The 26,480-nt window shown below is 67.7% G+C and carries 22 protein-coding genes and 2 tRNA genes; 8 read left to right on the plus strand and 16 right to left on the minus strand.

What is annotated here, in order from left to right; all coding sequences use genetic code 11:
• Window positions 1-321: 321 nt before the first annotated feature.
• The 6 genes from ACWH49_RS01830 to ACWH49_RS01855 form a co-directional block, all read right to left on the minus strand.
• Window positions 322-1,467, minus strand: coding sequence for a hypothetical protein (locus ACWH49_RS01830; protein WP_448169895.1), 1,146 nt, complete (start codon window positions 1,465-1,467; stop codon window positions 322-324).
• Window positions 1,464-5,165 (minus strand): SbcC/MukB-like Walker B domain-containing protein, encoded by a 3,702-nt coding sequence (locus ACWH49_RS01835; RefSeq protein ID WP_448169896.1) that lies wholly within the window; start codon window positions 5,163-5,165, stop codon window positions 1,464-1,466. Before ACWH49_RS01835 ends, ACWH49_RS01830 begins: the two co-directional genes overlap by 4 nt.
• The gene (locus ACWH49_RS01840; protein WP_448169897.1) at window positions 5,162-5,833 is read right to left on the minus strand and encodes a DUF4194 domain-containing protein; all 672 of its coding nucleotides are present in this window, start codon (window positions 5,831-5,833) and stop codon (window positions 5,162-5,164) included. Before ACWH49_RS01840 ends, ACWH49_RS01835 begins: the two co-directional genes overlap by 4 nt.
• Window positions 5,830-7,257, minus strand: a complete 1,428-nt coding sequence (locus ACWH49_RS01845; RefSeq protein WP_448169898.1) for a Wadjet anti-phage system protein JetA family protein — start codon at window positions 7,255-7,257, stop codon at window positions 5,830-5,832. The genes ACWH49_RS01840 and ACWH49_RS01845 overlap by 4 nt, the downstream gene beginning before the upstream one ends.
• A gap of 55 nt (window positions 7,258-7,312) precedes the next feature.
• Window positions 7,313-7,540 (minus strand): hypothetical protein, encoded by a 228-nt coding sequence (locus ACWH49_RS01850; RefSeq protein ID WP_448169899.1) that lies wholly within the window; start codon window positions 7,538-7,540, stop codon window positions 7,313-7,315.
• Between the two features lie 178 nt (window positions 7,541-7,718).
• Complete coding sequence (locus ACWH49_RS01855; RefSeq protein WP_448169900.1) at window positions 7,719-9,320, minus strand: hypothetical protein; 1,602 nt, start codon at window positions 9,318-9,320, stop codon at window positions 7,719-7,721.
• A gap of 324 nt (window positions 9,321-9,644) precedes the next feature.
• Between ACWH49_RS01855 and ACWH49_RS01860 the strand changes: the two genes are divergently transcribed.
• Window positions 9,645-10,277, plus strand: a complete 633-nt coding sequence (locus ACWH49_RS01860) for a DUF2726 domain-containing protein (RefSeq protein ID WP_448169901.1) — start codon at window positions 9,645-9,647, stop codon at window positions 10,275-10,277.
• 236 nt (window positions 10,278-10,513) lie between these two features.
• On the opposite strand, the gene ACWH49_RS01865 is transcribed toward ACWH49_RS01860, so the two are convergent.
• The 7 genes from ACWH49_RS01865 to tolB all read right to left on the minus strand — a co-directional run bounded on the left by ACWH49_RS01865 (window position 10,514) and on the right by tolB (window position 15,356).
• A tRNA-Lys gene (locus ACWH49_RS01865) sits at window positions 10,514-10,589 on the minus strand.
• Between the two features lie 38 nt (window positions 10,590-10,627).
• Window positions 10,628-10,703: transfer RNA gene (locus ACWH49_RS01870), tRNA-Lys, on the minus strand.
• A gap of 35 nt (window positions 10,704-10,738) precedes the next feature.
• On the minus strand, window positions 10,739-11,539 hold the full coding sequence (locus ACWH49_RS01875; RefSeq protein WP_448169902.1) for a tRNA threonylcarbamoyladenosine dehydratase: 801 nt from the start codon (window positions 11,537-11,539) through the stop codon (window positions 10,739-10,741).
• Between the two features lie 4 nt (window positions 11,540-11,543).
• On the minus strand, window positions 11,544-12,659 hold the full coding sequence (locus ACWH49_RS01880; RefSeq protein WP_448169903.1) for a YeeE/YedE family protein: 1,116 nt from the start codon (window positions 12,657-12,659) through the stop codon (window positions 11,544-11,546).
• Between the two features lie 44 nt (window positions 12,660-12,703).
• Complete coding sequence (ybgF, locus tag ACWH49_RS01885) at window positions 12,704-13,477, minus strand: tol-pal system protein YbgF (RefSeq protein WP_235580371.1); 774 nt, start codon at window positions 13,475-13,477, stop codon at window positions 12,704-12,706.
• Window positions 13,478-13,488: 11 nt separating this feature from the next.
• Window positions 13,489-14,040 (minus strand): peptidoglycan-associated lipoprotein Pal, encoded by a 552-nt coding sequence (gene pal, locus ACWH49_RS01890; protein WP_056464204.1) that lies wholly within the window; start codon window positions 14,038-14,040, stop codon window positions 13,489-13,491.
• 26 nt (window positions 14,041-14,066) lie between these two features.
• Window positions 14,067-15,356 carry a Tol-Pal system beta propeller repeat protein TolB gene (tolB, locus tag ACWH49_RS01895; protein WP_448174287.1) on the minus strand — a complete coding sequence of 430 codons (1,290 nt, stop codon included), beginning with the start codon at window positions 15,354-15,356 and terminating at the stop codon, window positions 14,067-14,069.
• Between the two features lie 98 nt (window positions 15,357-15,454).
• On the opposite strand from tolB, the gene ACWH49_RS01900 reads away from it, so the two are divergent.
• Genes ACWH49_RS01900 through ACWH49_RS01925 form a run of 6 tightly spaced genes read left to right on the plus strand, consistent with a single transcriptional unit; the run spans window position 15,455 to window position 21,607 of the window.
• Window positions 15,455-16,264 (plus strand): glycosyltransferase family 2 protein, encoded by an 810-nt coding sequence (locus ACWH49_RS01900; protein ID WP_448169904.1) that lies wholly within the window; start codon window positions 15,455-15,457, stop codon window positions 16,262-16,264.
• Entirely contained in the window at window positions 16,261-18,030 is a 1,770-nt protein-coding gene (msbA, locus tag ACWH49_RS01905) for a lipid A export permease/ATP-binding protein MsbA (protein ID WP_448169905.1), read from the plus strand. Before ACWH49_RS01900 ends, msbA begins: the two co-directional genes overlap by 4 nt.
• A gap of 3 nt (window positions 18,031-18,033) precedes the next feature.
• The gene (locus tag ACWH49_RS01910; protein ID WP_448169906.1) at window positions 18,034-18,639 is read left to right on the plus strand and encodes a peroxidase-related enzyme; all 606 of its coding nucleotides are present in this window, start codon (window positions 18,034-18,036) and stop codon (window positions 18,637-18,639) included.
• A gap of 10 nt (window positions 18,640-18,649) precedes the next feature.
• Entirely contained in the window at window positions 18,650-19,537 is an 888-nt protein-coding gene (locus ACWH49_RS01915) for a glycosyltransferase family 2 protein (RefSeq protein ID WP_448169907.1), read from the plus strand.
• Between the two features lie 4 nt (window positions 19,538-19,541).
• Entirely contained in the window at window positions 19,542-20,624 is a 1,083-nt protein-coding gene (locus ACWH49_RS01920; RefSeq protein ID WP_448169908.1) for a glycosyltransferase family 4 protein, read from the plus strand.
• Entirely contained in the window at window positions 20,621-21,607 is a 987-nt protein-coding gene (locus ACWH49_RS01925) for a glycosyltransferase family 2 protein (RefSeq protein WP_448169909.1), read from the plus strand. The genes ACWH49_RS01920 and ACWH49_RS01925 overlap by 4 nt, the downstream gene beginning before the upstream one ends.
• Before the next feature lie 15 nt (window positions 21,608-21,622).
• Here the strand turns inward: ACWH49_RS01925 and rng are convergent, their stop codons facing one another.
• Genes rng through senB form a run of 3 tightly spaced genes read right to left on the minus strand, consistent with a single transcriptional unit; the run spans window position 21,623 to window position 25,244 of the window.
• On the minus strand, window positions 21,623-23,146 hold the full coding sequence (rng, locus tag ACWH49_RS01930) for a ribonuclease G (protein ID WP_448169910.1): 1,524 nt from the start codon (window positions 23,144-23,146) through the stop codon (window positions 21,623-21,625).
• Window positions 23,147-23,154: 8 nt separating this feature from the next.
• Window positions 23,155-24,225 carry a selenide, water dikinase SelD gene (selD, locus tag ACWH49_RS01935; RefSeq protein WP_448169911.1) on the minus strand — a complete coding sequence of 357 codons (1,071 nt, stop codon included), beginning with the start codon at window positions 24,223-24,225 and terminating at the stop codon, window positions 23,155-23,157.
• A complete protein-coding gene (gene senB, locus ACWH49_RS01940) occupies window positions 24,222-25,244 on the minus strand; it encodes a selenoneine biosynthesis selenosugar synthase SenB (RefSeq protein WP_448169912.1) in 1,023 nt (340 codons plus the stop codon). The genes selD and senB overlap by 4 nt, the downstream gene beginning before the upstream one ends.
• 31 nt (window positions 25,245-25,275) lie before the next feature.
• Here senB and senA point away from each other — a divergent pair, with 31 nt between their 5' ends.
• On the plus strand, window positions 25,276-26,445 hold the full coding sequence (gene senA / locus ACWH49_RS01945; RefSeq protein ID WP_448169913.1) for a selenoneine synthase SenA: 1,170 nt from the start codon (window positions 25,276-25,278) through the stop codon (window positions 26,443-26,445).
• Window positions 26,446-26,480 lie beyond the last annotated feature (35 nt).

Raw genomic sequence — 26,480 nt, forward strand, 5'->3', positions numbered from 1 at the left:
TCGACCACTGGAGCTTGCCGAGTCCGTGGGTAGCCCTTTGTCTGTGACGTTAACCGGCGCGTGCCGGCACGTGGCGCCGTCGAGCTCGTGGGCGTTGCACCACGCCTCGTGCCGAATCGCGGCCATCCAGTGCTGCGTGGCTGGACGACGCGAGCGGGCGAGCGCAGCACCACGTTCGCGGTGTAGGTCATGTCCGCTGCAAGACGATGTCGTCGTTGCGCGCGCCCCAGCACCAGCGGATGTTCCGCAGCGGGAAGCCCAGGTCCGCGAAGAACTAGCTGATTACCTTGGCCATCTCAAATGCCTCCTTGTCCGCGAGAGCTACAGCGTGAAAAGTTCTTGGTCGAGAAACCGCCCGGTCTCACGGAGGGCTGGGACGAGCTCTGCGTCGGCAAAGCTGCAGCCCGATGCCGTCAATACCCGCTGGCCTTGCTTTTCCGCGGCTTCCGGCGAGTGTCCGTGCCCATCCTTGAGCGCTGCCAGCATCGGCAGATAGCCCGGCTGCCACGCCCCCAGTTCCGGGAAACTCGCTCGCATGGCCGCGAGGATGCGCATCCCCGCCCAGTCGAGGTCACCCCAGAAATAGGAGGGCTGGCCGCCCCTGCCAAACAGCCACGCTTCGAACCCGTCTCGCAGGTCCGGGCCCAAGCCGCCTCGCTGGGAGTAGAAGAGCAAACTGCCATCGGGCGTGCGCAGACGTTGGGCGCTGCCTTTGAAGCCGGACGCAAACACGAGCGCCAGCTCCTCAAAGACCGGCTTCTTTGAGCGTATTGCATGCTCAAAGCTCATCGCGTTCTCGATTAACAGCACGCCTCGGAAACCCGTCGAAGGCAAGAACACATGCAGCTGGATGGGCGACTCCGGGAACGGGCACTCATCCAGGCCCAGGAGCGCCGCGACCATGCCCTGCCGCTTGTCGAGTATTTTCGACATGCCCCAGAAGAGCTGTGATGACACCTCGCGCAGCAGCAGGGGAGTATTCGCCATGGCCGGCAGCTCGTTCAAGCGGGCCACGACCTCCGACATCGTTCGGTCGGGAAGGTCGATGCAGTAGTCGCCAACGTGGCGCTTGACCTCTTCAGAGGCAGCCAGGCCCGCGTTGACAGCGTCTCGCCAACGCTCGGTGGCGCTGCGCATGCGCTCGGGCCTGCCAACGGCAGCTCGCAAAGCCTGCTCATCGACCACCGTGACCCGGGGCGACCTGTCGTAGCCCGACCGAACCTTCGCGACGCCGTCAGGCTTGGCCGACAACCATCCCCACCGGACCAGCTCCGCGAACTGCTCCCAAAGATGTTCCTTGTCGGACTCGAACGAGGCTTCGTACAAGGCCGGCCAGGTCTTCGCGCCAAGGCCCACTGACTGAGCACGGGTTCCCCGCTGTTCGGCGCTGTCCAGTCGGTCCACCAACATGTTGATGAGCTGCAGCATCGCCGGCGACTGCAGCCACAGTGGGGCAAGGTCGCTCAAGGCGCCGCCTCCGAGGTGCTTGCGGATGACACGGCTTGAACGGCATGCGGGATGAAGATGTCACCCGCCGGGGGCTCGGGAAGTACCACGGGCACAGGCTCCTTGGCGTCGAACTCCACTCGTGCTTGTTCTCGAGCTTTCAGGCGATGTGCTTCCCACATGTCGCGCATGCGGTCCTGCTTGTTGAGCCGCTCGTCGCATTCGATGATGAAGTCGAGCTCACCGTTCATCGTGTCTACGCCGGCCCGGCTGAAGCTGAACTCACGGTCGAACTCTGGACGCAGCCCGCCGGCGCCGCGCGTGGGCATCGCGCTGATGAGCTGCAGGCCCAAGGTGTCACGCAGGTACCGAAGCACGGCTCGGGCGCGGAGCTCGTCCATTCGAGAGAACGACTCGTCGCTGACCAAGAGCTTGAGGCTTGCACCCTTGTCGAACAGCTTCATGCGGTTGGTCACCACGGCCGCACGCACGATGTAAGCCGGTGTCTCCAGCTGGCCGCCAGAGCCGGTGCCCCAGGTCGACAACGCAATCTTGCCGCCGCTGTCGGACTCATTCCAGATTTCATAGCGGCGGTAGTTGCGGTAGTCGGCGATGCGCAGCAGGTCGCGTTCTGCGCGCTCCTGGTCCTTCTCCAGCAGCAGCTTCACCAGCCGGTCGCGAACGCCTCGTTGCTTGTCCGTGAGCGTGGTCGCTGCGAACAAGTCGATGGTGTCTTGGGAGTCGGCCAGCTCAGTCACGGCCTTGAAGAAGCCGTAGTAGTCCTCGAACTCGGGCTCCCACTTGGACCAGTCGATGGTGAAGCGGTCGGTGCCGAACTTCAGGTTCTGCAGCTCCGCGTTCAATTGCCGCAAGGTGCGAACTCCGTCATCGACCTTCGCCTTGATTTCCACGCAGAACTGTTTGGTGAAGACATCGTGGAAAGAGCGCTCAGCCTTCTCGACTTCGTTGCGATTGTTGTAGAGGCCCAGGCCTTCCAGGTCGGCGTGCATGCCGCCTACCGCTCGCCCGAGCTGCACGAGCGGGCCATAGCAAGCGTCGAACCCTTCCCCGTCGTGCAGGTAGGGCAGATGAACCTGGAATCGCTCTTCCGTCTTCGCCTTGGCGTTGTGCTCACTGAGCTGCTCGCGAACCTCGCCAACCCGCATGGCCGGAAGGCTGCGCAAGTGGTCACGACGGGCGGTCACTTCACCGACGGCGACGACGGTCAGCAGGTCCTCCACCTGTTCAGACATCACGGTGTACGTGCGCTCGGGGTTGACTTCACAGAGCTGTTTGAGGCGACCAATCTGCCGCTGAAGCTCGCGCAAGCGGTCGTCCCGTCGGCCCATGATGCCTTTGATGACCTCTTCCGACTTCTCGGTACGCTCCTGCGCCAAGGTGATGGCGCGGTGCGCCAGGTTGCGCTCCTTGTCGACGTCCACAAGTTTGCGCTGCAGCTCCGTCAAACGGGTCTCCAGGTCGTTCACCTCGCGCAAGTCCAGCTGGCTCAGGGCGCTTTGCGCCTGGTCGATTTCCACCGCGTAGTTGAGCAGCGGATTGGGGTCGAAATTCGGCTCGCGCACGGATGCCAGCAGCGAGCGGACATCGACGAAGGTTTGCTTGAGGGACTGGAGATCGGCCAATCGGCCCTCGGCCTCCTGCAGCTGCTCGGTCGTTCGGCGAAGTGCGTTCTCGCGTGCAGCGCGGCCAAACACCAGCTCCTGCCGCTCAGTCACGAACATCGTGCGTGAGCCACTGCCCTTTCCGTCCACGGTCAGCCCGCGAGCGACCTCGCGCAGCTGGTTCGAGTTGTCCACCTTGATGACCGAACCGTACTGCTCGATGAGGTAGGCCCGAGCGATGGGATGGCTCGTATGCAGCTCGTGAATGATGGACTCACGAGGCACGCGGCTGGCATCTGCCTTGTCCAAACATCGCTTGCCCTGAACCACCTTCGCCTTGGAGCCCCAGGAGTGCAGGAAGTCGATGGTTCGCGACTCCCACTCCGGCTTGACGATGAGGTTGAAGCGAGCGTTGCCCAGGTAGCCTTCGATTGCCGGCTGCCACTTCTCGGACGCGGGCTCGACTAGGTCGCAAAGCACGAACACGGACGCTTCGGGCAGCGTTTCGCGTATCCGAGCCACAGCACCGGCGGTCGCGTTGTCGTAGTTGCCGGCGCCGGTCGCCAGACGTGACTTGGTGTTCGCCAAATCCCTGACCGTCTTCTGCTCGCCTTCGATGCGAGTGCCCAAGGAAGCTTCATCGGCCGCGATGGCCATGGACACGCTGTCCACCGGGCCCACCAGCGATTTGAAGACGTCGGCAAGGCCAGCGTTCAGGCCCTCGAACTGGTCGCAGAGCTCCAGAAGTTCATCGGGAACGAACGACGGCGTGTTCAATGCCCGATGCACCGCCTGCACAAGGTCCGCCAAGTGGCCAAGCTCCGTTCGTGCGAACGCCTGGGCGACAGCCTCCACGGCCGGAAGCAGACGTGTGAACTCCTTCGGGACGGCCTTGCCTGCTAACTGCCGCGCCACCTTATCCAGGTTCGCGGCCGAACGCAGCCCCTTTGACAGCTCCTCCAAAACCTTGCGAGCGTTGGTGCTGGCGTTGCGCAACTGCAGCTCCAGCCGCTCCTTGACGCCGTGAGCCTCGATGCCCTGCAACGTCGCCGTCAGTTGCACCCGGCTGCGGTCCAGGTTCTCCCACTGGTCTGTCAACGTCCGGATGAGCGCGAGGTTCCGGTCCTCGATGTCACCGTCATTCGCAATCTTCCGACGCTCCTCGGTGACGCGGGCGTCATCATCGCGAAGATGCACTTTTGACAGCAGCAAGTCGTACTGCACCTGCTCCTCGAAAGCCGTTGCCGTGTCGTTGATGGCGCCCTTGAGCAGCTTCAGGCGCTCGACAATGGCGGCGAGCCGCTCACCCTCTTCGCGCAAGCTGGTCACTTGGCGCATCAGCTCGCTGATGCGGGAGATGCTTTCCTGCAGCAGCTTGCCGTCGAACTCGAGAATGTCGTCGCGGACCAAGTCGTGCACTGACCCGATGGGCTTGTATGCGATGGACTGGCTCCAGGCCTTGGCGGCGTTGGCGGCTTCGTCCCACGTTATCGAGCTGCGGCCACGGAAACGCCCGTACAGCGCGCAGAGGTAGTCCCGCTTGTGGCTGTCGAACGAGACGACCTTCCGATACCGCGACTTCAAGCGCTTGACCAAGTCTTCGACGGCCACCCATTCACTTTGAGCGGCGTCCTTCAGGAAGTCGTCGACGCTCAGGGCGTCTTCGTCGACGATGATTAGCTCAAGCCGTTCCAGGCGGGCAGTTCGACGTTCGCCTTGCCCGTCGACACGAGCCGCTGCAGCCACTATGGCCGTGAATGGCTTGGCCGCTGTTTCACCGTCCTCGGGACGGAAGACCGCAGCGACACAGCCATGTGCGCCATCGGGCCGCGAGAACAAGCTGTACTCGGCGCCGCAGATGAACGACTCCAGCGTGCGCTTGGTCTTGCCGCGCCGCTGAGTGCCGTGGGTCTCCTCCTGGCCAGGGTTGTAGGCGACGATGCCTTGGTAGGACGCCGTCATCACGGTCTGGAGACTGTCGAGCAACGTCGATTTGCCCGCGCCCGTCGGGCCGGTGAGCAACGTCATGTTGCCGAGGTCGTAGTTGCCGGGCGGCAGCTGCCCCCAATTGACGAGCACCATTCGGTCCAGCTTCATTCGGCGTCCTCCGCGACGGTGCCAACCTGCTCGACCACGCCGTCCGTGTCGAGCGCAGCAGTCATGGCGTCGTTGGATACGATGCCCAAGATGGTGGGTCTGATGGCCAGCAGCGCGTCCTCATCCGAAATGGCAAAAGTGGGCGAGTAGCTCAATAGCCGATGTCGGCGAAGTTCGGCCAGCAACTGCATCTTCTCGGTCGCGCCGTTCGGCAGCGGCCGCTTCAGCTGTGTCTGCAGCGCCACCGCCAACTCCTCGAAGCTGATGAGCGCCTCGCCCTGCGGCTGGATGTCGCCGGTGTTGAGCTTGTTCTGATAGAGGAACCGAAGCGCCAGCGCTGCGGCCACGAAGTCTGCGGAGACCCGGGCGCGCAACGAGGGCACTGACTCCAGTGGGTCCTCTGGCAAGCCGTCAACCACGGCGCCAGGCGCATACAGCCGATAGAACTGGTTTGTCGTGTCGTGGTGCAGCAGAAAGCCGGCCAGGTCGAAGTAGTCTTCAAGCAGCTGCTGGATGCGCCGCGCGTCGTCGTACAGCGCCTGCTCGGTGCGGTCTTCTTCCCGCACGATGACACCGTATGAAAACAGCCGGATGACCAGTTCCCGAAACCGCTCGGACTTCATGTTGACCAGGGCCAGCTGGTCGCGGACGACGGTGGAGATGTTCATTTCTTCAGTTCGATTTCGTAGTCAGTACCGGAGTACGCGGAGTTGTCGAGCCGCGTCGGAAGCCGGCGCACATCGAAGTCCCCGGCGCTGCTGCGCGCCGCTTCCACGGCCTGCATGACCTTGAGGACGTCCGCGGCCCCTTCGATGGGCATGGCAGAGAGCCGGATGGGGTGCCGGAACAGACGGAGGTCGGCTCGAAGGCCTTCTGCCACAAGTTCGTTCGGCAAGGAGAAAGCCTCGGCCTCGGCCCGGGCCAACGCCGCAGCAAGCCGCTCCTCCCGGGTGCTGCGCGGGCGGATGGTGACGGTGACAGCCTTGCGGCGCTGCGTGGCTGTGCGCAGCTTGAAGCTGGCCGGGTCCAGAAGTCGGACCTCAGCGCCTGCGAGGTGCGCGCCGTAGTGCAGCAGCAGGCGGTCTTGCTCTGCGCGGTCTTCCGTATGCGCGATGCGCTGGATGCCCTGCAGGTACGCGTGGCGCGTCTGACCCGAACGCAACATCAGCGATTGCATCGCCAAACCGTTGATGCGTTTCAGGTAGGTCTCCATCGCCTTGAGGAAGCCGGGCTGCTTGGTCTCGCAAGCGGCGTCGACGATGGCTTCGATGCGGCCCAAGAGCCACTCGTAGACCGTGGAGCCGGCGTGCTCTTTGACGGCCCAGTGCGCGATGTCGTGCAGCTGCTCGTCCATCCGGCGAAACTTCGCGTCGTTCACCTGGCGCAGCCGCTCGAGGTTCTGCCGGATGGCTTGCCGATTGAGCATCGCGTTATCGGCGGTGAGCTGCTTGGAATACTCCCGCTGAAAGCGGTCGAGGAACTCGACGAACTCGCTCCACTGACGCTGCGCCGAGGCTGTCTGCATCAGGTGGCGCACGAGTTCCTGAAAGTAGTCGATGCCTTCGGTGAGGTCTTCGATGACTTTCTCGGCGTACTCGTACGCGTCGACGAGGTCGTGAGCGTCACCGCGCGGCTGGAGCGCTGCTTCGAGCGCATTGCGGCAACCACGCATGTTGCGCTGCCGGCTGCGACTGGGCCGGTCGAGCATCCACAGGGCCTCGGCGAAGAGCTTGCCCGGACGTGAGAAGCGAAACGCTGTGACCAGGCCATGCCGGTCCGCAAACTGTTCAAGCCAGCCATCTGTGAGCAACGCCCGCATCAGCAGGTTCGTGAGCTGCAGTGGTTCGCCATTGGCACTGCTGAACTCGTCGGGCTCGGCATCCAAGGTCAGCCGGTCGGGGTTGTCACGTACGACCGCTGCAAGCAGTTCGCGCAACGAGTCCCGCGTCATCGTGTGAGCGTAGTCAGCCGCAGGCCCGTGCAGACGTTCGTACAGCGCGCGCAGGCATGCGACAACGAGCTCCCGGCGGGAGCTGTTCAGGGGTCGGAAGAAACGCTTGCGCTCAGCCTCAAAGAACACGGGGTCGCTCATTGAATTGTTCCCCCGTGTAGCTGGGCGCCAAGGGCCACCTGAAAAGCGGCGCGCGTCATTGGGCGGCCGCCTTCTTGGACGTGGGCTTCTTGACCGACGCGGGAGGCGCAGCGTCCGGCGATACCGCCACGATGCCGCGCTGCTGGCAGTACTCGAGGATGGCCACCTCGAACATATTTGCCAACGAACGGCGCTCGCTTGTCGCAGCAGCCTCCCAAGCGCGCCGGCACTCCGGCGTCAGCTTGATGGTCGCTACTTCCGTCTTGGTCTTCGTGCGCACCACGGCGCCCTCCCTAGGCTTCAGGTATTGCCTTTATATTGCGCAACGGAACCCCGCTCAACCCTCAAATGAAGGACGCGCGGGCCGCTATGACATAGGTGCTATATGCGCTGCGCCGATGTTGGCAAAGGCCCACACGACGCAGCGTTAGCAACTCCCATCGGTCAGTCGACGCGGCCAATCATCCGGCCTGTTCCTCGAGGTCAACATCGAGGAACAGAACCCGTTCGACCTTCATAGAGGAGCCGCTCTTGATGTTGCGCTCCCAGCCGTCTCGCGCCCGAAACGGTTTCACCGTGGTGAACACGCCGGCATACACGACCAAGCCCAGTTGCTTCAGCCGAGCGAGCATGTCCTTGCCTTGGTTCGCATAGGTCATGTACGGCGCCTGGCGAGGGAACGCATCGTGAACCTTCCCGTCGGCCAAGACCACGTCGTTCTTGAGCGCGGTGAGCATCAAGTCCACGGCCTTGTCCACCTCCGCTACGGCTTCGTCGCTCAGGCGTCGTGGGACTTCGAAGACCACGTCATGCACACGAGAGATGAAGGTTCTCAGCAGTTCGTCATCACGCAGAAGAGTCAGTTCAGCGCGCTTGGGCTTCCGAACGAGCGAGGAGGGGTCGGCTAGCTTCAGGACTTGTGCGAGCTTGAGGAGCGTGTCGACCGAGACGCGCTTTTGCCTAGCCATGGCCTGAGCGAACTCGTTGGAGCTGTACTTGCGAAGCTGCTCCACATCGAGTTCAAGTTGCTCTGTGGCCGTTGCGACGGACGGCAAGGCTTTGACCCGGTCTTCCGCAACGAAATAGCGCTCGTTGGTGACAGCATTCCGATGGCGTCGGAAGAGCTTCGCGCTCTCTGCTTCCGTCAGGAGCCTCGTCACAATCGACGGCGAAGCGCCGCCCATGCGAACGGTGGAAAGCCGCCATTCGTACCGGCACTTCTCAACCACCCACGCTGCCTCGTTCAACGAGTAGGTGGGCGACCTGTCCTTGGGGTGCACCTTCTCAAGTTCAGCCCAGCACTTGACCTCGTCCCCGCGCGCGACCTCATCCCCGAAGCTTGGGCCAGGGGTCACCTCGATGACGACGAGTTCCGAGTTGACAGGGTCGTCCGGGTCAGCGTCCGGATGCGGGTTGTGAAGGCAGTAGTACGCGGCTGCCAGCCCGTCCACAACTGCGCGCCCGCTTTCTTCAAAGCGCCGCCGCAGCGTCTCGACGCCCGCGATGGCGGCCGGCAACTGCGACTCCATGTCCGACGACCACTGCAACTGCAGTTCCGGCACAGCACGGCCGTTTTCGTCGTGAGCCGTCGACAGCGGCGAGCCCATGGTGACGGAGGTCGGGGTGAAGCCCATCTGATAGATGTGCAGCCCACCGCCTTCTTGGTCGCCCTCGGCGTAGCCGCAAAAATGCTGGATGCCCTCTTTCCAGTCGCGCACGGGCCGGTTCAGAGAGCTGGCAAACGACACCAATTGCAGCAGCGGAGGCGCGGCTTGAGCGACTGCTGGCGCGTGATAGCTCGAATTGCCGAGCATCCGTGCAGCCGCTTGCAGCGCGTTGGTGTACTTCATGGAAACCCGACGCTGGGCGAGAGCTTCCTGCAGCTGCCTCGCTAGCGTTTTCGGGTCAAGGTGAGTGATTTCGCCAAGGTCTTTGACGACATCCAGCGCGTCGGCTGAAGTGAACCGGCGCGCTCGGAGCTGAACGTAGGTCCAGAGGGTTGCCGCTTGGGCTTCGGGGGAAAGGATGGCGGGCTCGGCCGCATCTCGGGAAGTGGCTGTCATGACGAACTCCTGGAGAGCGTCGAGGGACGGCACGCGTTGCCCGGCTCTCCAAAAGGAGGTCATCTAGCCGGAAGGGGGCTTACAAGAGACTCTGGCTTTACCGTGCCGGAGAACATCCGGTGCGTGCACTGATGGGCGCCAACTTGCCCGCGATTCGGCTTGAACCGTGCACGCATCGTAAGCAAAGTCGCCATGATGGTCAATCTCGCCTTCCGCCAATCGCGCCTGGAGAGGTACCGGCTGAACTTCGCAGCCGAGGGCCGTGAACGCCATTCGTCGAGGGCGCTTCGCGCCAGGGCTTGACGGCCACGGTAGGTCGAAGATGTGAAACCCGCCAAGGACGTGCGCTGGTCACCGGCGGCGTCGGCCGGTCAGCCCGTGCGCGCCACCGAGGTCAAGCGGGTTGCCGTCGTCAGCTCGTTCGCCATCAGCACTTGGTCGGCCGTCGATGCGTTCGACTTTCGCAAGAACGCGTGCGCGAGTCAGCAGGAGCGCGAGTTCCTGCGTGCAGTGCGGCAGTTCTTCCCCTCGCTGCACGCTTACCCCAACGTGCCGCTGAAGAACGTCATCGACGTCGACAAGCTCGAGGCAGCATTGACTGTGCGAGCTCGCAGCTACGCGTGGTTGGCGCAGGTAGACATCTTGCTGTGCACGACGGACGAGGACCCCGTTGCCGGCATCGAACTGGACTCGGTGCATCACGACAGCGAGGAGGCCGCCGAACGCGACGAGCTGAAGAACATGCTTTTCAAGCTCGCGGGTCTGCCGCTGGTCCGCATCCGCGCCGACGACGAGAAGGCCGTGCGCGCGGAGGACTTCTACGACCTGCTGGTGGCGGAGTCGAAGACGCTGGACGCCCTGCGGCCTCGACGCCTGCGCCCGCGGAGGACACACGACTTCTTGGTGCCCGCCGAGTCGGCTACGCATTTCGCGCACATGAGTGCGTCGACGAGGTGAGCAACTTGCGACTCGACTGCGCATCCCGGCAGACAACCGAAGCGTCCCTGGTCGCGGCGTTCGGCTGCTCGGTCGCAGACCTTCGTCGCGTCGCGCGTCCGAACGCGGATCACGCCGCATCAAGGCATCCCAAACAATATGGTCCTCGGTATGGTCCTCATAACTCTCGCCGAACCGCCGAATCCAGAAGGACCAACGGCCTGCGCAATGCAAGCCGTTGATTTTTCTAGCATTTTTGGTGGGCCCTGAGTGACTCGAACACTCGACCTACGGATTAAGAGTCCGCTGCTCTACCAACTGAGCTAAGAGCCCCACATTCTTTGAATTCGGTACCGCTGGCGCAGATCACTTGGTGGGTTGTGCGGGGCTCGAACCCACGACCAATAGATTAAAAGTCTACTGCTCTACCAACTGAGCTAACAACCCGCTGAGCCCACGATTATAGCCAGGAACCGGGCGGATCATTTCTGCACTGTCAAAGATTCTAGCGCAAGACTGGCCGCCACCATGCCGAAGGTGGCCGTCACCGCCACGCTGGAGCCGTAGCCGTGGCAGTTCAGCGTGCTGTCCGTCGCGGCGCCGTCGATGTCGCAGGACGCGTCTGGCGGGGCCACCGCCTCGCGCGAGAAAACGCAGCGCACGCCGATCTTGCCGGTGCGTGCGGCCCCGTGGATCTTGCGCAGGCGCTGGCGCAGCGAAGCGAGCAGCGGATCGTGCGTGACCAGGCCGAGGTCGTCGACCTGCACCTCGTGCGGGCGCCGCTTGCCGCCGGCCGCACCGGCGATCACGAGCGTCGTGTGCGTTGCCAGCGCCCAGGCGGCGATGGCGGCCTTGGCGCGCACCTGGTCGCAGGCGTCGATCACGACGTCGACCGGTCGCGGCAGCAGCGCGGGCCAATTGGTCTCGTCGACAAACTCCTCGACGCCCAGCACCTCGCAACCGGGATGGATGTCGGCGATGCGTTCGCGCAGCGCCTGCACCTTGGCCTGGCCGACGGTCGCGCCGACCGCCTGAACCTGGCGGTTGATGTTGGACTCGGCGACGTGATCGAGATCGATCAGCGTCAGCATCGCCACACCGCTGCGTGCCAGCGCCTCGGCCGCCCATGAGCCGACGCCGCCGAGGCCGACGACCGCGACGCGCAACGCGCGGATGCGCTCATAGCCGGCGTCGCCATAGAGCCGCCGCAGACCGCCGAAGCGGCGCTCGAGGTCCGCGTCGTTTGCGACCGGCGGCCCGACGATGTCGGTGACCTGTTTCATCGCGTCAGCTGCTGCGCTCGATGCGCCACACCTGGTAGCGCAGCGCGGCAACGGCGCCGGCGATGATGGCCGCGACGGCGACGAAGCTCGTCAGGCTCAGCGTGGACATGCCCGACAGCCCCTGCCCGATCGTGCAGCCGAGCGCGGTGACGCCCCCGACGCCCATCAGCACCGCGCCGACCAGGTGGTTGGCGGTGTCGCCGGCATCGCGGAACCCCTCCCAGCGGAAGCTCTTCGTCCCCAACGCGTAGGCGGCCGAGCCGACCACCACGCCGACCACGCTGACGATGCCGACCGTCAGCAGCTTCGACCTGTCGCTGAAGAACATCAGCCAGTCCAGCGTGTAGGCGACCGGTGCGACGAAGCTGAGCGACTCCATGCGGCCGGAGTTGGTCGCGACGAACGCCTCCTGCAGCGTGTTCGGGTCCTCGGCGACGTGGCCGAGCCGGCCAGACACGTACCAGACGCCCGCGATCACCGCGCCGACGCCCAGCCCTGCCAACAGGCTGTCGCCGGATCGGCCCTCGGCGTGGGCGAGCGCCCAGACGACCAGGGCGCCGCCGATCAGCAGGCCGAGTGCCGCGGCGAGCGTGGCCTTGGCGAGCCCGGTCGATGCGGCCAGCAGCGACGGCAGGTCCTGCCCGGTCGCCAGGGTCACCGCGACCGAATCGACCGTGGCGACGCGGGCCACCGCGGTGATGCCCTTCAGCGTCGCGAACGCCGAGACGCCGAGCACGACGAACACGACCAGCGACTTGAGGTTGCCGCCGCCGATGCGCACCAGCGTCTTGCTGCCGCAGCCCGACGCCAGCACCATGCCGAAGCCGAACAGCCCGCCGCCGACGAGCGCGGAGAGCCAGACGATTTTCGGCCCGCCGTAGATGCTCTTGCCGGCGTCGAGCCAGCCCGCGGCGACCATCAGGTTGAAGCCGATGATCGCCACGCCCATCGCCATCACCCACATGCGCATGCGGGTCCAGTCGCCCATGTTGACGATGTCGGAAACGGCACCCATGGTGCAGAAGTGGGTGCGCTGCGCGATCGCGCCGAACAGCACGGACAGGCCGAACGCGGCCCAGAGAACGAGGGTGGCGAGGGCCTTCAGGTCGATGTCTTGCATGCCCGCATTTTAGGTGCGGGGTGCATGCGCCCCGCGGCGCGACGCTACTTCAGCGACGCCAGCCGCTCGCGACCGGCCTGCGCGGCCTCGGACTTCGGGTAGGTCTTGATCAGGTCGTCGATCGTCTTGCGTGCGCCCTTGCCGTCCTTCAGCTCGGCCTGGCAGTTCGCGATCGCGAGCATCGCCTCCGGGGCCTTGGCGTTGTCCGGCGAGCCGGCCACCAGCGTGCGGAACGAGGCGATCGCCTCCTTGTACTGGCGCACGCCGTACTGCGCGTTGCCGAGCCAGAACAGCACCGAGTCGTTGTAGCCGCTCGTCGGCCAGCGCTTGCGGAACGCGTTCAGCGCGTTCGCGGTGCCGGCGAAGTCGCTCTTGCGCAGCAGGTCCATCGCCTCGTCGTACTGGCGCTTCTCGTCCGGCTCGACGGTGAACTCCTTGCCGTCGAGCGAGACCTTCTGCGGCTCGAACTTGCGCAGCCGGTCGTCCACGCCGGACTGGATGTCCTTCTGCTTGCGCTGCAGTTCCGAGACGATCTTGGTCAATTCCTCGTTCTGGCCGCGCAGCCGGTTGTTGTCGCCGCGCACCTGCTCGAGCTGGTTGTTCAAGTCGAGCATGCTGCGGCGCAACTGGTCGATCTGATCGGACAACTGCTGCTGGCCGGCGCGCTGGCGCTCGGTGTTCTGGTCGATGCGGGCGCGGATGTCGAGGATCGCGCGGCGCGCCTCGTCGTCATCGAACAGGCCGGCATGCGCGGCCGGCGCGAAGAGCGCCGTGCTCAGCGTCATGCCCGCAAACGCGGCGCGAAGGATCTGGCGCATCACGGCGGTCCTCACCGGTAGTTCAGCTCGGCGCGGCGGTTCTTGGCCCACGCCGCCTCGTCACTGCCCTGCACCGCCGGCCGCTCTTTGCCGAAGCTGACCGCCTCGACCTGCGAATCGGACGCGCCGAGCAAGGCCAGCGACTTCGCGACCGCCTCGGCCCGCTTCTGACCGAGCGCGAGGTTGTACTCGCGGCCGCCGCGGTCATCGGTGTGGCCTTCGACCTGCAGGCGCTTCTTGCGATCGGCCGCGAGCGACTTCGCGAAACGGTCGATCAGCGGGCGGTACTCGTCCTTGACGACGTAGCTGTCGAAGTCGAAGTAGACGGTGCGCTGCGACAGCGCGTCGCCGTTGCCGGTGCCCTTGCTCAGGTCGACCGGCGTGACGCGGCTCTCGCCGCCAGCCGCGCCACCGGCGCCCGCACCCGCGGTGCCGCTGCCGGCGCCCGGCGTGCGCGATTCGACCGGCGCGCCGCCAGCGTCGCCGAGCGGCACGCTCGAGCAACCGGCGAGCATCGCGGCGAGCGCGAGGGCGGTCAAGGATGGGATGGACAGCTTGTTCATGGGAGTTCTCCTCTTGGATTGAAAAATCAGCGCCCGAACGGGCCCCAGACCGGTTCGCGCACGTCGACGTTGGTCGACAGCAGGCGCGCCTTGATCTTGCCGTCGAGCGTGGTGGTCATCAACACGTCGCGGCCCTGGGCACGCGTCGCGTAGATGATCAGCCGGCCGTTCGGCGCGAAGCTCGGACTCTCGTCGTCGCTGGTGTCGGTCAGCGCAACGGGCTGCGCGCCGCTGGTGCTGAGGTCGAGCGTGTACAGGCGGAACGCGCCGCCCTGGCGCGAGATGTAGGCGAGCGTGCGGCCGTCCGGGCTGATCGCCGGGCTGATGTTGTAGCTGCCGCCGAAGGTCACGCGCTCGACGTTGCCGCCGCTGGTGCTGGTGCGGTAGATCTGCGGACCGCCGCCGCGGTCGCTGACGAAGTAGATGCCGCGCCCGTCGGGCGCGAACGCCGGTTCGGTGTCGATCGCGTTGCTGGTCGTCAGGCGGCGCACGTTGCCGCCGTTGCGGTCGATCAGGTAGAGCTGCGAGCCGTGTTCGCGCGAGAGCGTCAGCGCGAGCGTCTGGCCGTCCGGCGACCAGGCCGGTGCGCTGTTCGAGCCGCGGAAGTTCGCGAGTTCGCGGCGCGCACCGGTCGAGGTGTCCTGCACGTAGACGACCGCCTTCTGCTTCTCGAACGAGACGTAGGCCAGCTGCCTGCCGTCCGGCGACCAGGCCGGCGAGATGATCGGCTCGGGGCTGTTCAGCGCCACCTGCCCGCCCTCGCCGTCCGCATCGGCGACGCGCAGCGTGTGGCGGTTGCCGCCCTTGGTCACGTACGCGATGCGGGTCGAGAACACGCCCTTGTCGCCGGTCAGCTTCTCGTAGATGAAATCGGCGATGCGATGCGCGGCCAAGCGCAGGTCGCCCGCCTCGACCGCCGTGCTCTGGCCGCCGAGCACGTTGCCCTTGACGACGTCCCACAACTTGAAGCGGATGTCGAACCGGCCATCGGCCAGCCGCGTGACCGAGCCGGCCACCAGCGCATCGGCCGAGCGGCCGCGCCACTCGGTCATCACCGGCTGGCTGCCCTCGTCGAGCGCGGCGCCGGCGGTGTCGACGCTCTTGAATACGCCGCTGCGCTCCAGGTCCGCGCGCACGATCGCCGAGACCGACAGCGACGGGGTCGCGCGGTCCTCGTCGCGGAATTTCGCGATCGCGATCGGCAGCTGGGTGGCGCCGACGCCGGAGATCTCGACGCGGAATTGCGCGTGGGCGGGGGCCGCCGCGGCCAGCAAGCCGGCCACCATGAGGCCGGCCATCGTGCGCAGCATGCGCATGCATCGGAGATCGAGGCGTCGGGTATCGAACATCGTGGCGTCGGCGGCGGGAGAGGCCGCAAATGTTTCTGGGACAATGACCATCATAGAGGAGCACCTTGACCGCAGCCGTGCCAGCCACCCCTTCCGCCCCATCGCCCGAGCACACGCTGACCGTCGTGATCGTCGCGAAGAACGAGGCGCGGAACATCGCCGAGTGCGTCGCCAGCGCATCCTTTGCCGACGAGATCGTGGTGCTCGATTCGGGCAGCAGCGACCGCACCGCGGCACTCGCCGCGGCCGCGGGCGCCAAAGTCGTGCAGACCGATTGGCCGGGCTACGGCCCGCAGGTGGCGCGCGGCTTCCGGCTCGCGACCGGCACCTGGGTGCTGTCGCTCGACGCCGACGAGCGCATCACCGATGCGCTGCGCACGGAAGTGCTGGCGGCGATCCGGTCGCCGGAATTCGATGGCTACCGCATTCCGCGCCTGTCGGAGTTTTGCGGCCGGTTCATCCACCACTCGGGCTGGCGGCCGGACCACACGCTGCGGCTCGGGCGGCGGCACCTGGCCGACTTCACCGGCCACTTCCTGCACGCCCACATGACGGTGGACGGGCGAATCGGCGAGCTGCGCGCGGACCTGATCCACTTCAGCTATCCCGACATCCACGACGTGCTCGAGAAGCTCGACCGCTACTCGACCGGAAACGCCCGCGACATGGCGGCGGCGGGCAAAACGGCGGGCGTGGGCAAGGCGGTGATGCATGGATTCTTCGCGTTCGTGCGCACCTATGTGCTGCGGCTCGGCTTCCTCGACGGCTCGCACGGCCTGATGCTCGCCATCTACAACGCCGAATACACTTATTACAAGTACATCAAGCTGATGTTCATGAAGAGTCCGCCGCAGCGGCCAGAGTTCCCCGCATGAGCGCGGAGCCGGTGTCGCGTGCGGGGCTCTGGACCAAGCTGCGGGTGCTCTTCCCCTACTTCGCGGGCACGCGCTGGGCCTTCGGGCTGGCCGCGCTGGGCGCCGCGTTCGCCGCGGTCTGCGAGACCGGCGTGGCCTGGCTGCTGGTTCCGCTGGTCGACGGCGGCATGAAGGCGATCCCGATCAAGTTCGTGGCCGACCTGCCCCACCCGCCCCTGTGGGCGATCCCGGTCGCGCTGGTGGTGCTGTTCGGGCTGCGGGGTGCGGCCGGCTTCGTCGTCGACTACACGCTCGCCTGGGCCGCCAACGCGGCGACGCTGCGCCTGCGCACCCACCTGTTCGGGCGCCTGCTCGACGGCCACCCGCAGCTCTTCGTTACGCGCTCGGCAAGCAGCCTGATGAACACCGTGGTCTACGAGGTGCTGGGCGGCGTCAACCAGCTCGTCGGCGCGGCGCAGACGCTGCTGAAGGACACGTTCAGCGTGATCGCGTTCCTCGGCACGATGCTGCTGCTGAACTGGAAGCTGACGCTGGTGATCGCCGCGCTCGGCCCGGCGGTCGGCTACGTGATGCGGGTTTTCGGGAAGCGCATGCACCGCATCACGAAGGAATCGCAGGTCGCGGTCGACCGCCTCGGCTACGTGGTCGAGGAAAACGTGATGGCCTGGCGCACCGTGCGCCTGCACGGCGTGCAGGACGTGCAGCGCGCGCGTTTCGAGGAGACGAGCCAGGCGCTGCGCCGCCTGCTGATGAAATCGACCGTCGCCGGCGCCACCGTCACGCCGGTGACGCAGCTGCTGACCGCCACCGCGCTCGCCGCCGCGATCGGCATGGCGCTGTGGCAGAGCAGCACCGGCGGCACGACGATGGGCGCGTTCGTCGCGTTCATCACCGCGGCCGTGGCGCTGGCCACGCCGATGCGGCGGCTCAGCGACGTGTCGGCGCCGATCTCGCGCGGCATCGCGTCGGTCGAGCGCGCGCTCGACCTGATCCACCACGCGCCGACCGAGACCGGCGGCACGCATGCGCCGGGCCGCGCGCGCGGCGAACTCGCGTTGCGCGAGGTGTCGATCCGCTTCGGCGACAACCTGCCCGCGCTCGACCGCATCTCGCTCGACATCCGCGCCGGCGAGACGGTCGCGCTGGTCGGACCGTCGGGCGCGGGCAAGTCGACGCTGGTCAACCTGCTGCCGCGCTTCCTGGATCCGGACAGCGGCACGATCACGCTCGACGGCGTCGCGCTGCCGCAATGGAGCCTGCACGCGCTGCGCGAACAGTTCGCGCTCGTCAGCCAGGACGTGGTGCTGTTCAACGACACGGTCGCCGCGAACGTCTGCTTCGGCGCGCCGGTGGATGTGGCGCGCACGCGGGCGGCGCTGGTCGCGGCCAACCTCGCCGGCTTCGTCGACGGCCTGCCGCTCGGCGTCGAGACGGTGATCGGCCACAACGGCACCCAGCTCTCCGGCGGCCAGCGCCAGCGGCTGGCGATCGCCCGCGCGATCTACAAGGACGCGCCGATCCTGATCCTCGACGAGGCGACGTCGGCGCTCGATTCGGAATCGGAGCGCCTGGTCCAGCAGGCGCTGGAGGCGCTGATGAAGGGCCGCACCAGCCTCGTGATCGCGCACCGCCTCTCGACCATCGAACGCGCGGACCGCATCATCGCGCTCGAGGCCGGCCGCGTCATCGAACAGGGCAGCCACGCCGCGCTGCTCGCCCACGGCGGCCTCTACGCCCGCCTCCACGCGTTGCAATTCAGGAGTTGACCCATGACGACGTCCCCACCCGCAATCAGCCGCTTCCCGGTGCCCACCCTCGACAGCCTGCCGGACGACATCCGCGCCAAGATCCTCGAGGTCCAGGAAAAGGCCGGCTTCGTGCCGAACGTCTTCCTGACGCTCGCCCACCGCCCGGCCGAGTTCCGCGCGTTCTTCGCGTACCACGACGCACTGCTGCTGCGCGACGCCGGCCCGCAGGGGCTGACCAAGGGCGAGAAGGAGATGATCATCGTCGCCACCAGCGGCGCGAACGGCTGCCTGTATTGCGTCGTCGCGCACGGCGCGATCCTGCGCATCTACGAGAAGGCGCCGATGATCGCCGACCAGATCGCCGTCAACTACCTGAAGGCCGACATCACGCCGCGGCAGAAAGCCATGCTCGGCTTCGCGATGAAGGTCTGCAACGCGGCGTACGCGCTGACCGAGGACGACTTCGCGGCGCTGCGCGAGCACGGCTGGCGCGACGAGGACGCCTGGGACATCGCCGGCATCACCGCGTTCTTCGGGCTGTCGAACCGCATGGCCAACATGACCTCGATGCGGCCGAACGACGAGTTCTACCTTATGGGGCGGGTGCCGCGGCCGCCCAAGGCCTGACGCCGGCGCGATGTTCTCGATCATCATCCCGACCTGGAACAACCTGCCGTTCCTGCAGCTCGCGGTCGACACGATCCGGCGCCACTCGGCGCACGCGCACGAGATCCTGGTGCACGTCAACGACGGCTCGGACGGCACGCTGGCCTGGGTGCGTGCGCAGGGCCTGAAGCACACCGCGAGCCCCGACAACATCGGCATCTGCTTCGCGGTGAACCGCGTGGCCGCGCTCGCCACACAGCCTTATCTGCTGTACCTGAACGACGACATGGCGGTGCTGCCGGGCTGGGACACGCGACTGCTGGAGATCGCGCAGCGCCTGGACGGCCGGCGCTTCATGCTGTCGTCGACGATGGTCGAGCCTGGCGGCGCGAACAACCGCTGCACCGTGGCCGCCGACTACGGCCGTGACGCCGCGACCTTTCGCGAGGCCGAACTGATCGCCGCGCTGCCGACGCTGCGCCGTGCGCACTGGCTCGGCTCGACCTGGCCGCCGACGCTGTTGCCGACCTGGATGTGGACCGAGGTCGGCGGCTACAGCACCGAGCTGTCGCCCGGCATGAGCAGCGACAACGACCTGTCGATGAAGCTCTGGCACGCCGGCTGCCGCACCTTCATCGGCCTGGGCGACAGCTTCGTCTATCACTTCGCCTGCGTCTCGACCGGGCGCATCGTCAAGAACGACGGCCGCCTGCAGTTCCTGCACAAGTGGGGCATCAGCCAGCGCGACTTCGACCGCATCTGCCTGCACCGCGGCGAGCCGGCCGAGCTCGATGTCGCGCTGAAGGGCCGCACGCTCGACGAGGCCGACCGCGCACTGCTGGCCAAGGCCCGGCTGCGCGCGCGGTTGTCGATGACCTACAAGCCGGCCGTCGCCTTCACCGCCGACGACCGGGCCTGATCCGGTGGCCTTCGACAAGCTCGCGATCAGCAACCACGGCCTGCGCGCGAGCGGCGGCATCGAGCGCTACGCGATGACGCTGGTGCGCGGCCTGCACGAGCGCGGCATCAAGCCGGTGCTGATCGCGAAGGCGTTCGACACCCGCCTGCCCGAATACGGCTGGGTCACGCCCGTGCATACCAGCGTGAAGGCCGCGCCGGGCAAGCTGCGCGACCTGTTCTTCGACTGGCGCATCGGGCGCATCAAGCGCCGGCTCGGCCTGTTCCCGCTGATCGGCTGCAACCAGACACGCTGGTCGGACATCGCGATCTGCGGCGGCACGCACCCCGGATTCCTCGCCGCGATGGGCCAGCCCGCGGGGCTGAACGACCGCTGGAAGATCGGCCTGGAGCGCGCGCACTTCGAGCGCGCGCAGGTCATCGTCGCGCACTCGGCACGCATGCGCGACGAGCTCGTGCGTCACTACGGCATCGACCCGCGCAAGATCACGCTGCTCTACCCGCCGGTCGACGGCGCGCGCTTCGCGCGCATCGCGCCGGCGGAGCGACAGGCGCTGCGTGCCGCGCTCGGCCTGCCCGAGGACCGGGCCGTCTTCCTGCTCGCCTCGACCGGGCACAAGCGCAAGGGCCTGGACTTGCTGGTCGACTTCTTCGCCCGCACCGAGCTGCCGGCGACGCTGGTCGTCGCCGGCCGCGCGATGCAGGGCACGGCGCGCAACGTGCGCCACCTCGGCTACCGCAGCGACATCGAGAACGTCTACCGCGCCGTCGATTTCACGGTATTGGCCTCGCTTTACGAACCGTTCGGCCTGGTCGGCGTCGAATCGGTGCTGTGCGGCACGCCGGTGCTGCTGGCCGACGACGCCGGCTGCGCCGAGATCATCAACGAGCGGGGCCAGCTGCCCTTCTCGCTGGCGCAGCCCGGATCGCTGGACCGCGCGGTCGCGCAGGCCGTCGCGCGCTGGCAGGCCGGCAAGCACCGCATCGCCGAGCCCCTGCAGGCGCTGGGCTACGACCCGCGCGTCGCGACCCACGTGGCAGCGCTGCTGGCGATCGCCGCACGGCTCGTCCCCGGGGCGCCGCCGTGACCGACCCCGAGCGGCCACTGGTCTCGATGCTGGTCCTTGCCTACCAGCAGGCCGCGACGATCGAGGCCGCGGTGCGCAGCGCCCTCGCGCAGACGTATTCGCCGCTCGAGATCGTCATCTCGGACGACGCGTCGACCGACACCACCTGGGCCGCGATCGAGCGCGCCGTCGCGGGCTACGGCGGACCGCATCGCCTCGTGCTCAACCGCAACCCGGTGAATCTCGGCATCGGCGCGCACCTGAACCGCATGGTCGGCCTCTCGCACGGTGAGCTGCTGTTCGTCGCGGCCGGCGACGACATCTCGCTGCCGCAGCGCTGCGCACGCGTCGTCGACGCCTGGCTGGCCGCCGGACGCCGACCCGACCTGATCTCGTCCGCGCTGGTCGACCTTGACGAAGCCGGGGACACCCACGCCACCATCACGCCGACCGACCTCGCGACCTACCGCGACGCGGCCGACTGGATCGCGCGCCCGCCGCACGTGATCGGCGCCGCGCAAGCGTGGACGCGACGCGTCTTCGACCGATTCGGTCCCTTGCCCGCCGGCACGGTCGCCGAAGACCTGCTGATGGTATTCCGCGCGATCGTCAGCGGCGGCGCGATCACGCTCGCGGAAGCGCTGGTTCAGTACCGCCGCGGCGGCATCTCGCGGCGCCGCCGCAACCTGCACGCGCGCGACGTGGTCGAGCGGCTGCTGAAGAACAACCGCCACGCACTGGTCGAGCTGCCGCAACTGCTCGCCGATGCCCGGCGCGCCGGGCAGCTGGAAGCAGTCGAGGACGCGCTGTCGCTGCAGTTCGAGCGCGAGGTCTTCGTGCGCGATGTGTTCGGCGCGACGAGGCTGGCGCAGCGCTGGCGTGCCTTCGTCGCCGCGCGCCGCGTGCCGCTGGCGCTGCGCGCGCGCCTGCTGGTCTACGCCGCCTGCCCGGCCCTGCTGGCGCCGTTCTTCGCGCTCAAGCGTGTCGCGAAACGCAACGGCTGAAGCCGCCCGCTCGCCTCACAGCAGCACGATGTCGTACTGCTCCGGCGACCCCAGCGGCTCGGCCTGCAGCGAGATCGGCTTGCCGATGAAGTCGGACAAGCCCGCCAAGTGCTGGCTCTCCTCGTCCAGCAGCATCTCCACCACCGCGGCGGACGCGACGATGCGGAACTCCTTCGGGTCGAACTGGCGCGCCTCGCGCAGGATCTCGCGCAGGATGTCGTAGCAGACGCTGCGCGGCGTCTTGACCTGGCCGCGGCCCTCGCACACCGGGCAGACCTCGCACAGCATGTGCGCGAGCGACTCGCGGGTGCGCTTGCGCGTCATCTCCACGAGCCCGAGCTGCGTGAAGCCGCTGACCGTGATCTTGGTGCGGTCACGCGCGAGCTGCTTGCGCAGCTCGGCCAGCACCGCGGTCTGGTGCTCCTCGCGCGTCATGTCGATGAAGTCGATGATGATGATGCCGCCGAGGTTGCGCAGCCGCAGTTGCCGCGCGATCGCCTGGCCGGCTTCGAGATTCGTCTTGAAGATCGTGTCGTCGAAGTTGCGGGCGCCGACGAAGCCGCCCGTGTTGACGTCGATCGTCGTCAGCGCCTCGGTCTGGTCGATGATCAGGTAGCCGCCGCTCTTCAGGTCGACGCGCCGCATCAGCGCCTTCGCGATCTCCTCGTCGATGTTGAACAGGTCGAAGATCGGCCGCTCGCCGGCGTAGTGCTCGAGCTTGGCGACCGAGGTCGGCGTGAACTCGCGGCCGAACTTCTGCAGCGACTCGAACTGCAGGCTCGAATCGACGCGCACCGCCTGGGTGCCGTCGTGGGTCAGGTCGCGCAGCACGCGCTCGGCCAGGCTCAGGTCCTGGTGCAGCAGCGTGCCGGGTGGCGACTTGAAGCTGCGGTCGCGCACCGTCGCCCACGTCTTGCGCAGGTAGCGGATGTCGTCGGCCAGTTCCTCGTCGCTCGCCTCCTCGGCGTTGGTGCGCAGGATGAAGCCGCCTTGCGGACCGCTGCCCTCGGGCACTTGCGCGAGAATGTTCATGCGCGCGCGCAGTTGCTCGCGCAATTCGTGCGAACCAATCTTCTGCGAGATGCCGATGTGGTCGTCCTGCGGCAGGAACACCAGCAGGCGCCCGGCGATGCTGACCTGCGTCGACAGGCGCGCGCCCTTGGTGCCGATCGGGTCCTTGATGACCTGCACCGTCAGCGTCTGGCCCTCGAACACGAGCCGCTCGATCGGCGTCTGCGGCGGCGCGTCGCCGCTGCGCTGACCGCCGACCGTGCCGCGTGGCCCGCCGCCGAAGGTGCTGCGCGGCATCACGCCGGCCACCTGCACGTCGGCCACGTGCAGGAACGCGGCGCGCTCCAGGCCGATGTCGATGAACGCCGACTGCATGCCCGGCAGCACCCGCACCACCTTGCCCGCGTAGATGTTGCCGACCAGTCCGCGTTCGAGCGCGCGTTCGATGTGCAACTCCTGCACCGCGCCGTTCTCGACCACCGCGACGCGGGTTTCCTGCGGGGTCCAGTTGATCAGGATGTCCTGCATCGGGGCGGTCAGGCCGTGACCTGCAGGCCCGCACCCGCTTCCATGCGGCCGATCACCGCCGCCTGCTCGAAGCCGCCTTGTGCGAACACGCGCAACACGTCGTCGGCGACTTCCGGCGCGCAACTCACCAGCAGGCCGCCCGAGGTCTGCGGGTCGGAGAGCAGGTCGCGGGCTGTGGCCGGCAGTGCCGCGTCCAGCGTGACCTGCGTGCCGTAGCCGTCCCAATTGCGCCCCGACGCGCCGGTGACGAAACCATCCGCTGCCATCGCGCTGACGCCCGGCAGCAGCGGCACGCGCGGCCACTCGATCACGGCGCGCAGCCCGGCGCCCCGTGCGAGCTCCAGCGTGTGTCCGGCCAGGCCGAAGCCGGTGATGTCGGTCAGCGCGTGCACCCCGTCCATCGCGGCGAACGCGATGCCGGGCTTGTTCAGCATCGTGGTCGTGCGCACGAGTTGTTCGTAGCCGGCCGCATCGAGCTTGTTCTTCTTCAGCGCCGCCGAGAGCACGCCCACGCCCAGCGGCTTGCCCAGGATCAGCACGTCGCCGGCCTTCGCGTCGGCGTTGCGGCGCACCTTGTCCGGGTGCACCAGGCCCAGCACCACCAGCCCGTAGATCGGCTCGACCGAATCGATCGTGTGGCCGCCGGCGATCGGGATGCCGGCCTCCCGGCAGATCGCCTCGCCGCCCTTGATGATCTGGCCGATCGCTTCGAGCGGCAGCTGGTTCACCGGCATCGCGACCAGCGCCAGCGCCATGATCGGCTGGCCCCCCATCGCGTAGACGTCGCTGATCGCGTTGGTGGCGGCGATGCGGCCGAAGTCGTACGGGTCGTCGACGATCGGCATGAAGAAGTCGGTCGTCGCAATCAGCGCCTGGGTGTCGTTGAGCCGGTAGACCGCGGCGTCGTCGGCGGTCTCGATGCCGACCATCAGCTCCTTCGGGATCAGCCCGCCGCCGCTGTTCTTCAGGATCTCCGACAGCACGCCCGGCGCGATCTTGCAGCCGCAGCCGCCACCGTGGGAGAAGCTGGTCAGGCGCAGCGCGGTGGGTGCACCCGGCGCGGGGGTCGATGGGTTCATGGTGCGAGTCTCCTGCGGATCTTCGGATGATCGATTGTGTCAGTGGCGCGAACGTCGCGCGGACCGAGCATGTCGTCGAGCAGCGCGCGCACGCGGCCGGCCTCGACGGCGGGCGCGAAATCGGCTTCGCGCGCCGCGCACTGGGCGGCCAGGCCGGCGGCGAACGCGGGTTCGGCGGCAAAGCGCTGCATCAGCACGGCCAGCGCGGCCCCGTCGCCGACCGGGAAGTAGCCGACATAGTCGGCGCCGAGCAGCCCGACATTGCCGTCGATCCGGCTCGCCAGGACCGGCACGCCGGAGCGCACCGCCTCGATCACGACGTTGGCGCCACCTTCCATGCGGCTCATGTGCACCAGCGCGCGCGAGCGGGCGATCCAGCGCCGCGCGGCCGGCGCCTCCAGCGCGCCGAGCCAGCGGTAGTGCGGGCATTCCCGCATCGTGCGGGTCGCGGCCTCGCCGAGCGCCGGGTCGAGCGCGCGGCCGATGTGGACGATGCGGATCGGCGTGTCCGCCGGCAGCCGGCGCACGGCCGCGAGCAGCGTCAGCGGGTCCTTCTCGTCGCGCAGGTGGCCGACCGCGACCATCGTCAGGTGGCCACGCGCTCCGTCCGTGCGGCGCAGCCGCGGCGCCGACTGGACGATGCAGCGGGCGCGGCCGCGCACGGCCGCGGGCAAAGCCTTCAGCGCCTCGGACTGCAGCACGACGATGTGGCTGGCACACTCCACGGCATGTCGAGCTTGCGTGTCGGTCTGCAGATCCCGGTACAGGTCCGTGCCGGTCATCACTACGGCCAGCGGCCGCCCGGGATGCTGCGCGTGGAAGCGCTCGATCGACTCGGCCGAGCGGCGCGCGTGCAGCGCGATCAGCGCATCGGCCGGTTCGCCGTCCCAGGCGAGCTGCAGGCGCACCTCGGCGCGCGACGCCAGAAAGCGCCCCCAGCGCGAGGCCGTGTGCCAGTTGCCGTTGTTGGCCGCGGCGAGCGCCGGCGTCACGATGCAGACGCGAAGCGGATGGACCATGCGCGGATGGTGCCACGCGCCGGAGCCGCCGGTGCCTGACGCGCGGCGCTTGGCCGGCGCCTCGCTGGCGGAGGCACTCAGAGACAGCCGCGCGCGGACCTGGGCGCTCGTCGGCGACCTCGACGACGCGCAGTGGGCACCGGCGCACCGCCCCGGCGTCAACCCGATCGCGTGGGAGCTGGCGCACCTCGCCTGGTTCGCCGAGTTCTGGATGCTGCGCGGCCCGCACGGCCGCGACCCACAGGGCCACGCGACCGCGCAGCGTCCGGCGCGCTTCGTCGCGCCCGATGCCCACTTCGATTCGGCGCGCCTGGCCCATGCCCAACGCTGGACGACGCCGATGCCCGACCGCGCCACGCTGGCAACCTGGATGCAGCGCCAGCTCGACGCCTGCATCGACGCGCTGCCCGCAGGCGCCGACGATGAGGCGCTCTACTTCGCGCGCCTCGCGCTGTTCCACGAGGACATGCACGGCGAGGCCTTCTGCTGGTTGCGTGCCGCGCTCGGCTATCCGGCGCCGACCGGCGTCGAAGCACCGCGCGTGTCGGCCGCGCGGCCGCTCGCAGTGCCCGCCGGCAGCGTCGAACTCGGCGCGGGCGCCGGCTTCGCGTTCGACAACGAACAACCGCCGCAACACGCGGCGCTCGCCGCGCACGAGATCGACAGCGCCCCGCTGCGCGCGGGCGAGTTCGCCCGCTTCGTCGAGTCGGGCGGCTACGAGCAGCCCGCGTTCTGGCCGGCCGAGGCCGGCGCCTGGCGCGCCGCAAGCGCCGTGCCTCATCCCCAGCGCTGGCGCCGCGGCGACGATGGCGCGTGGCAGCACCGCTGGTTCGACCGCTGGCTGCCGCTGGACCCGGCCGCGCCGGTGATGCACGTCAACGCGTTCGAGGCCGAAGCCTATTGCCGCTGGGCCGGCCGGCGATTGCCGAGCGCGGTGGAATGGGAACACGCGGCGCGCAACGCACCAGGCTTCGAATGGGGCCGCAGCACCTGGGAGTGGACCGCCGACCCATTCGCGCCCTACCCCGGCTTCACACCGGGGCCGTACCGCGAGTATTCGCAGCCGTGGTTCGGCACCCACCGCGAACTGCGCGGCGGCGCGTTCGCGACCCATGCGCGGCTGCACGACGCGCGCTACCGCAATTTCTTCGAGCCGCAGCGCACCGATATATTCGCGGGCTTCCGCACCGCCGCGCGCTGACGCGCCGGCGCGCTCCACTTCCACGCCAACCAGGG

Source organism: Rhizobacter fulvus, assembly GCF_964020785.1.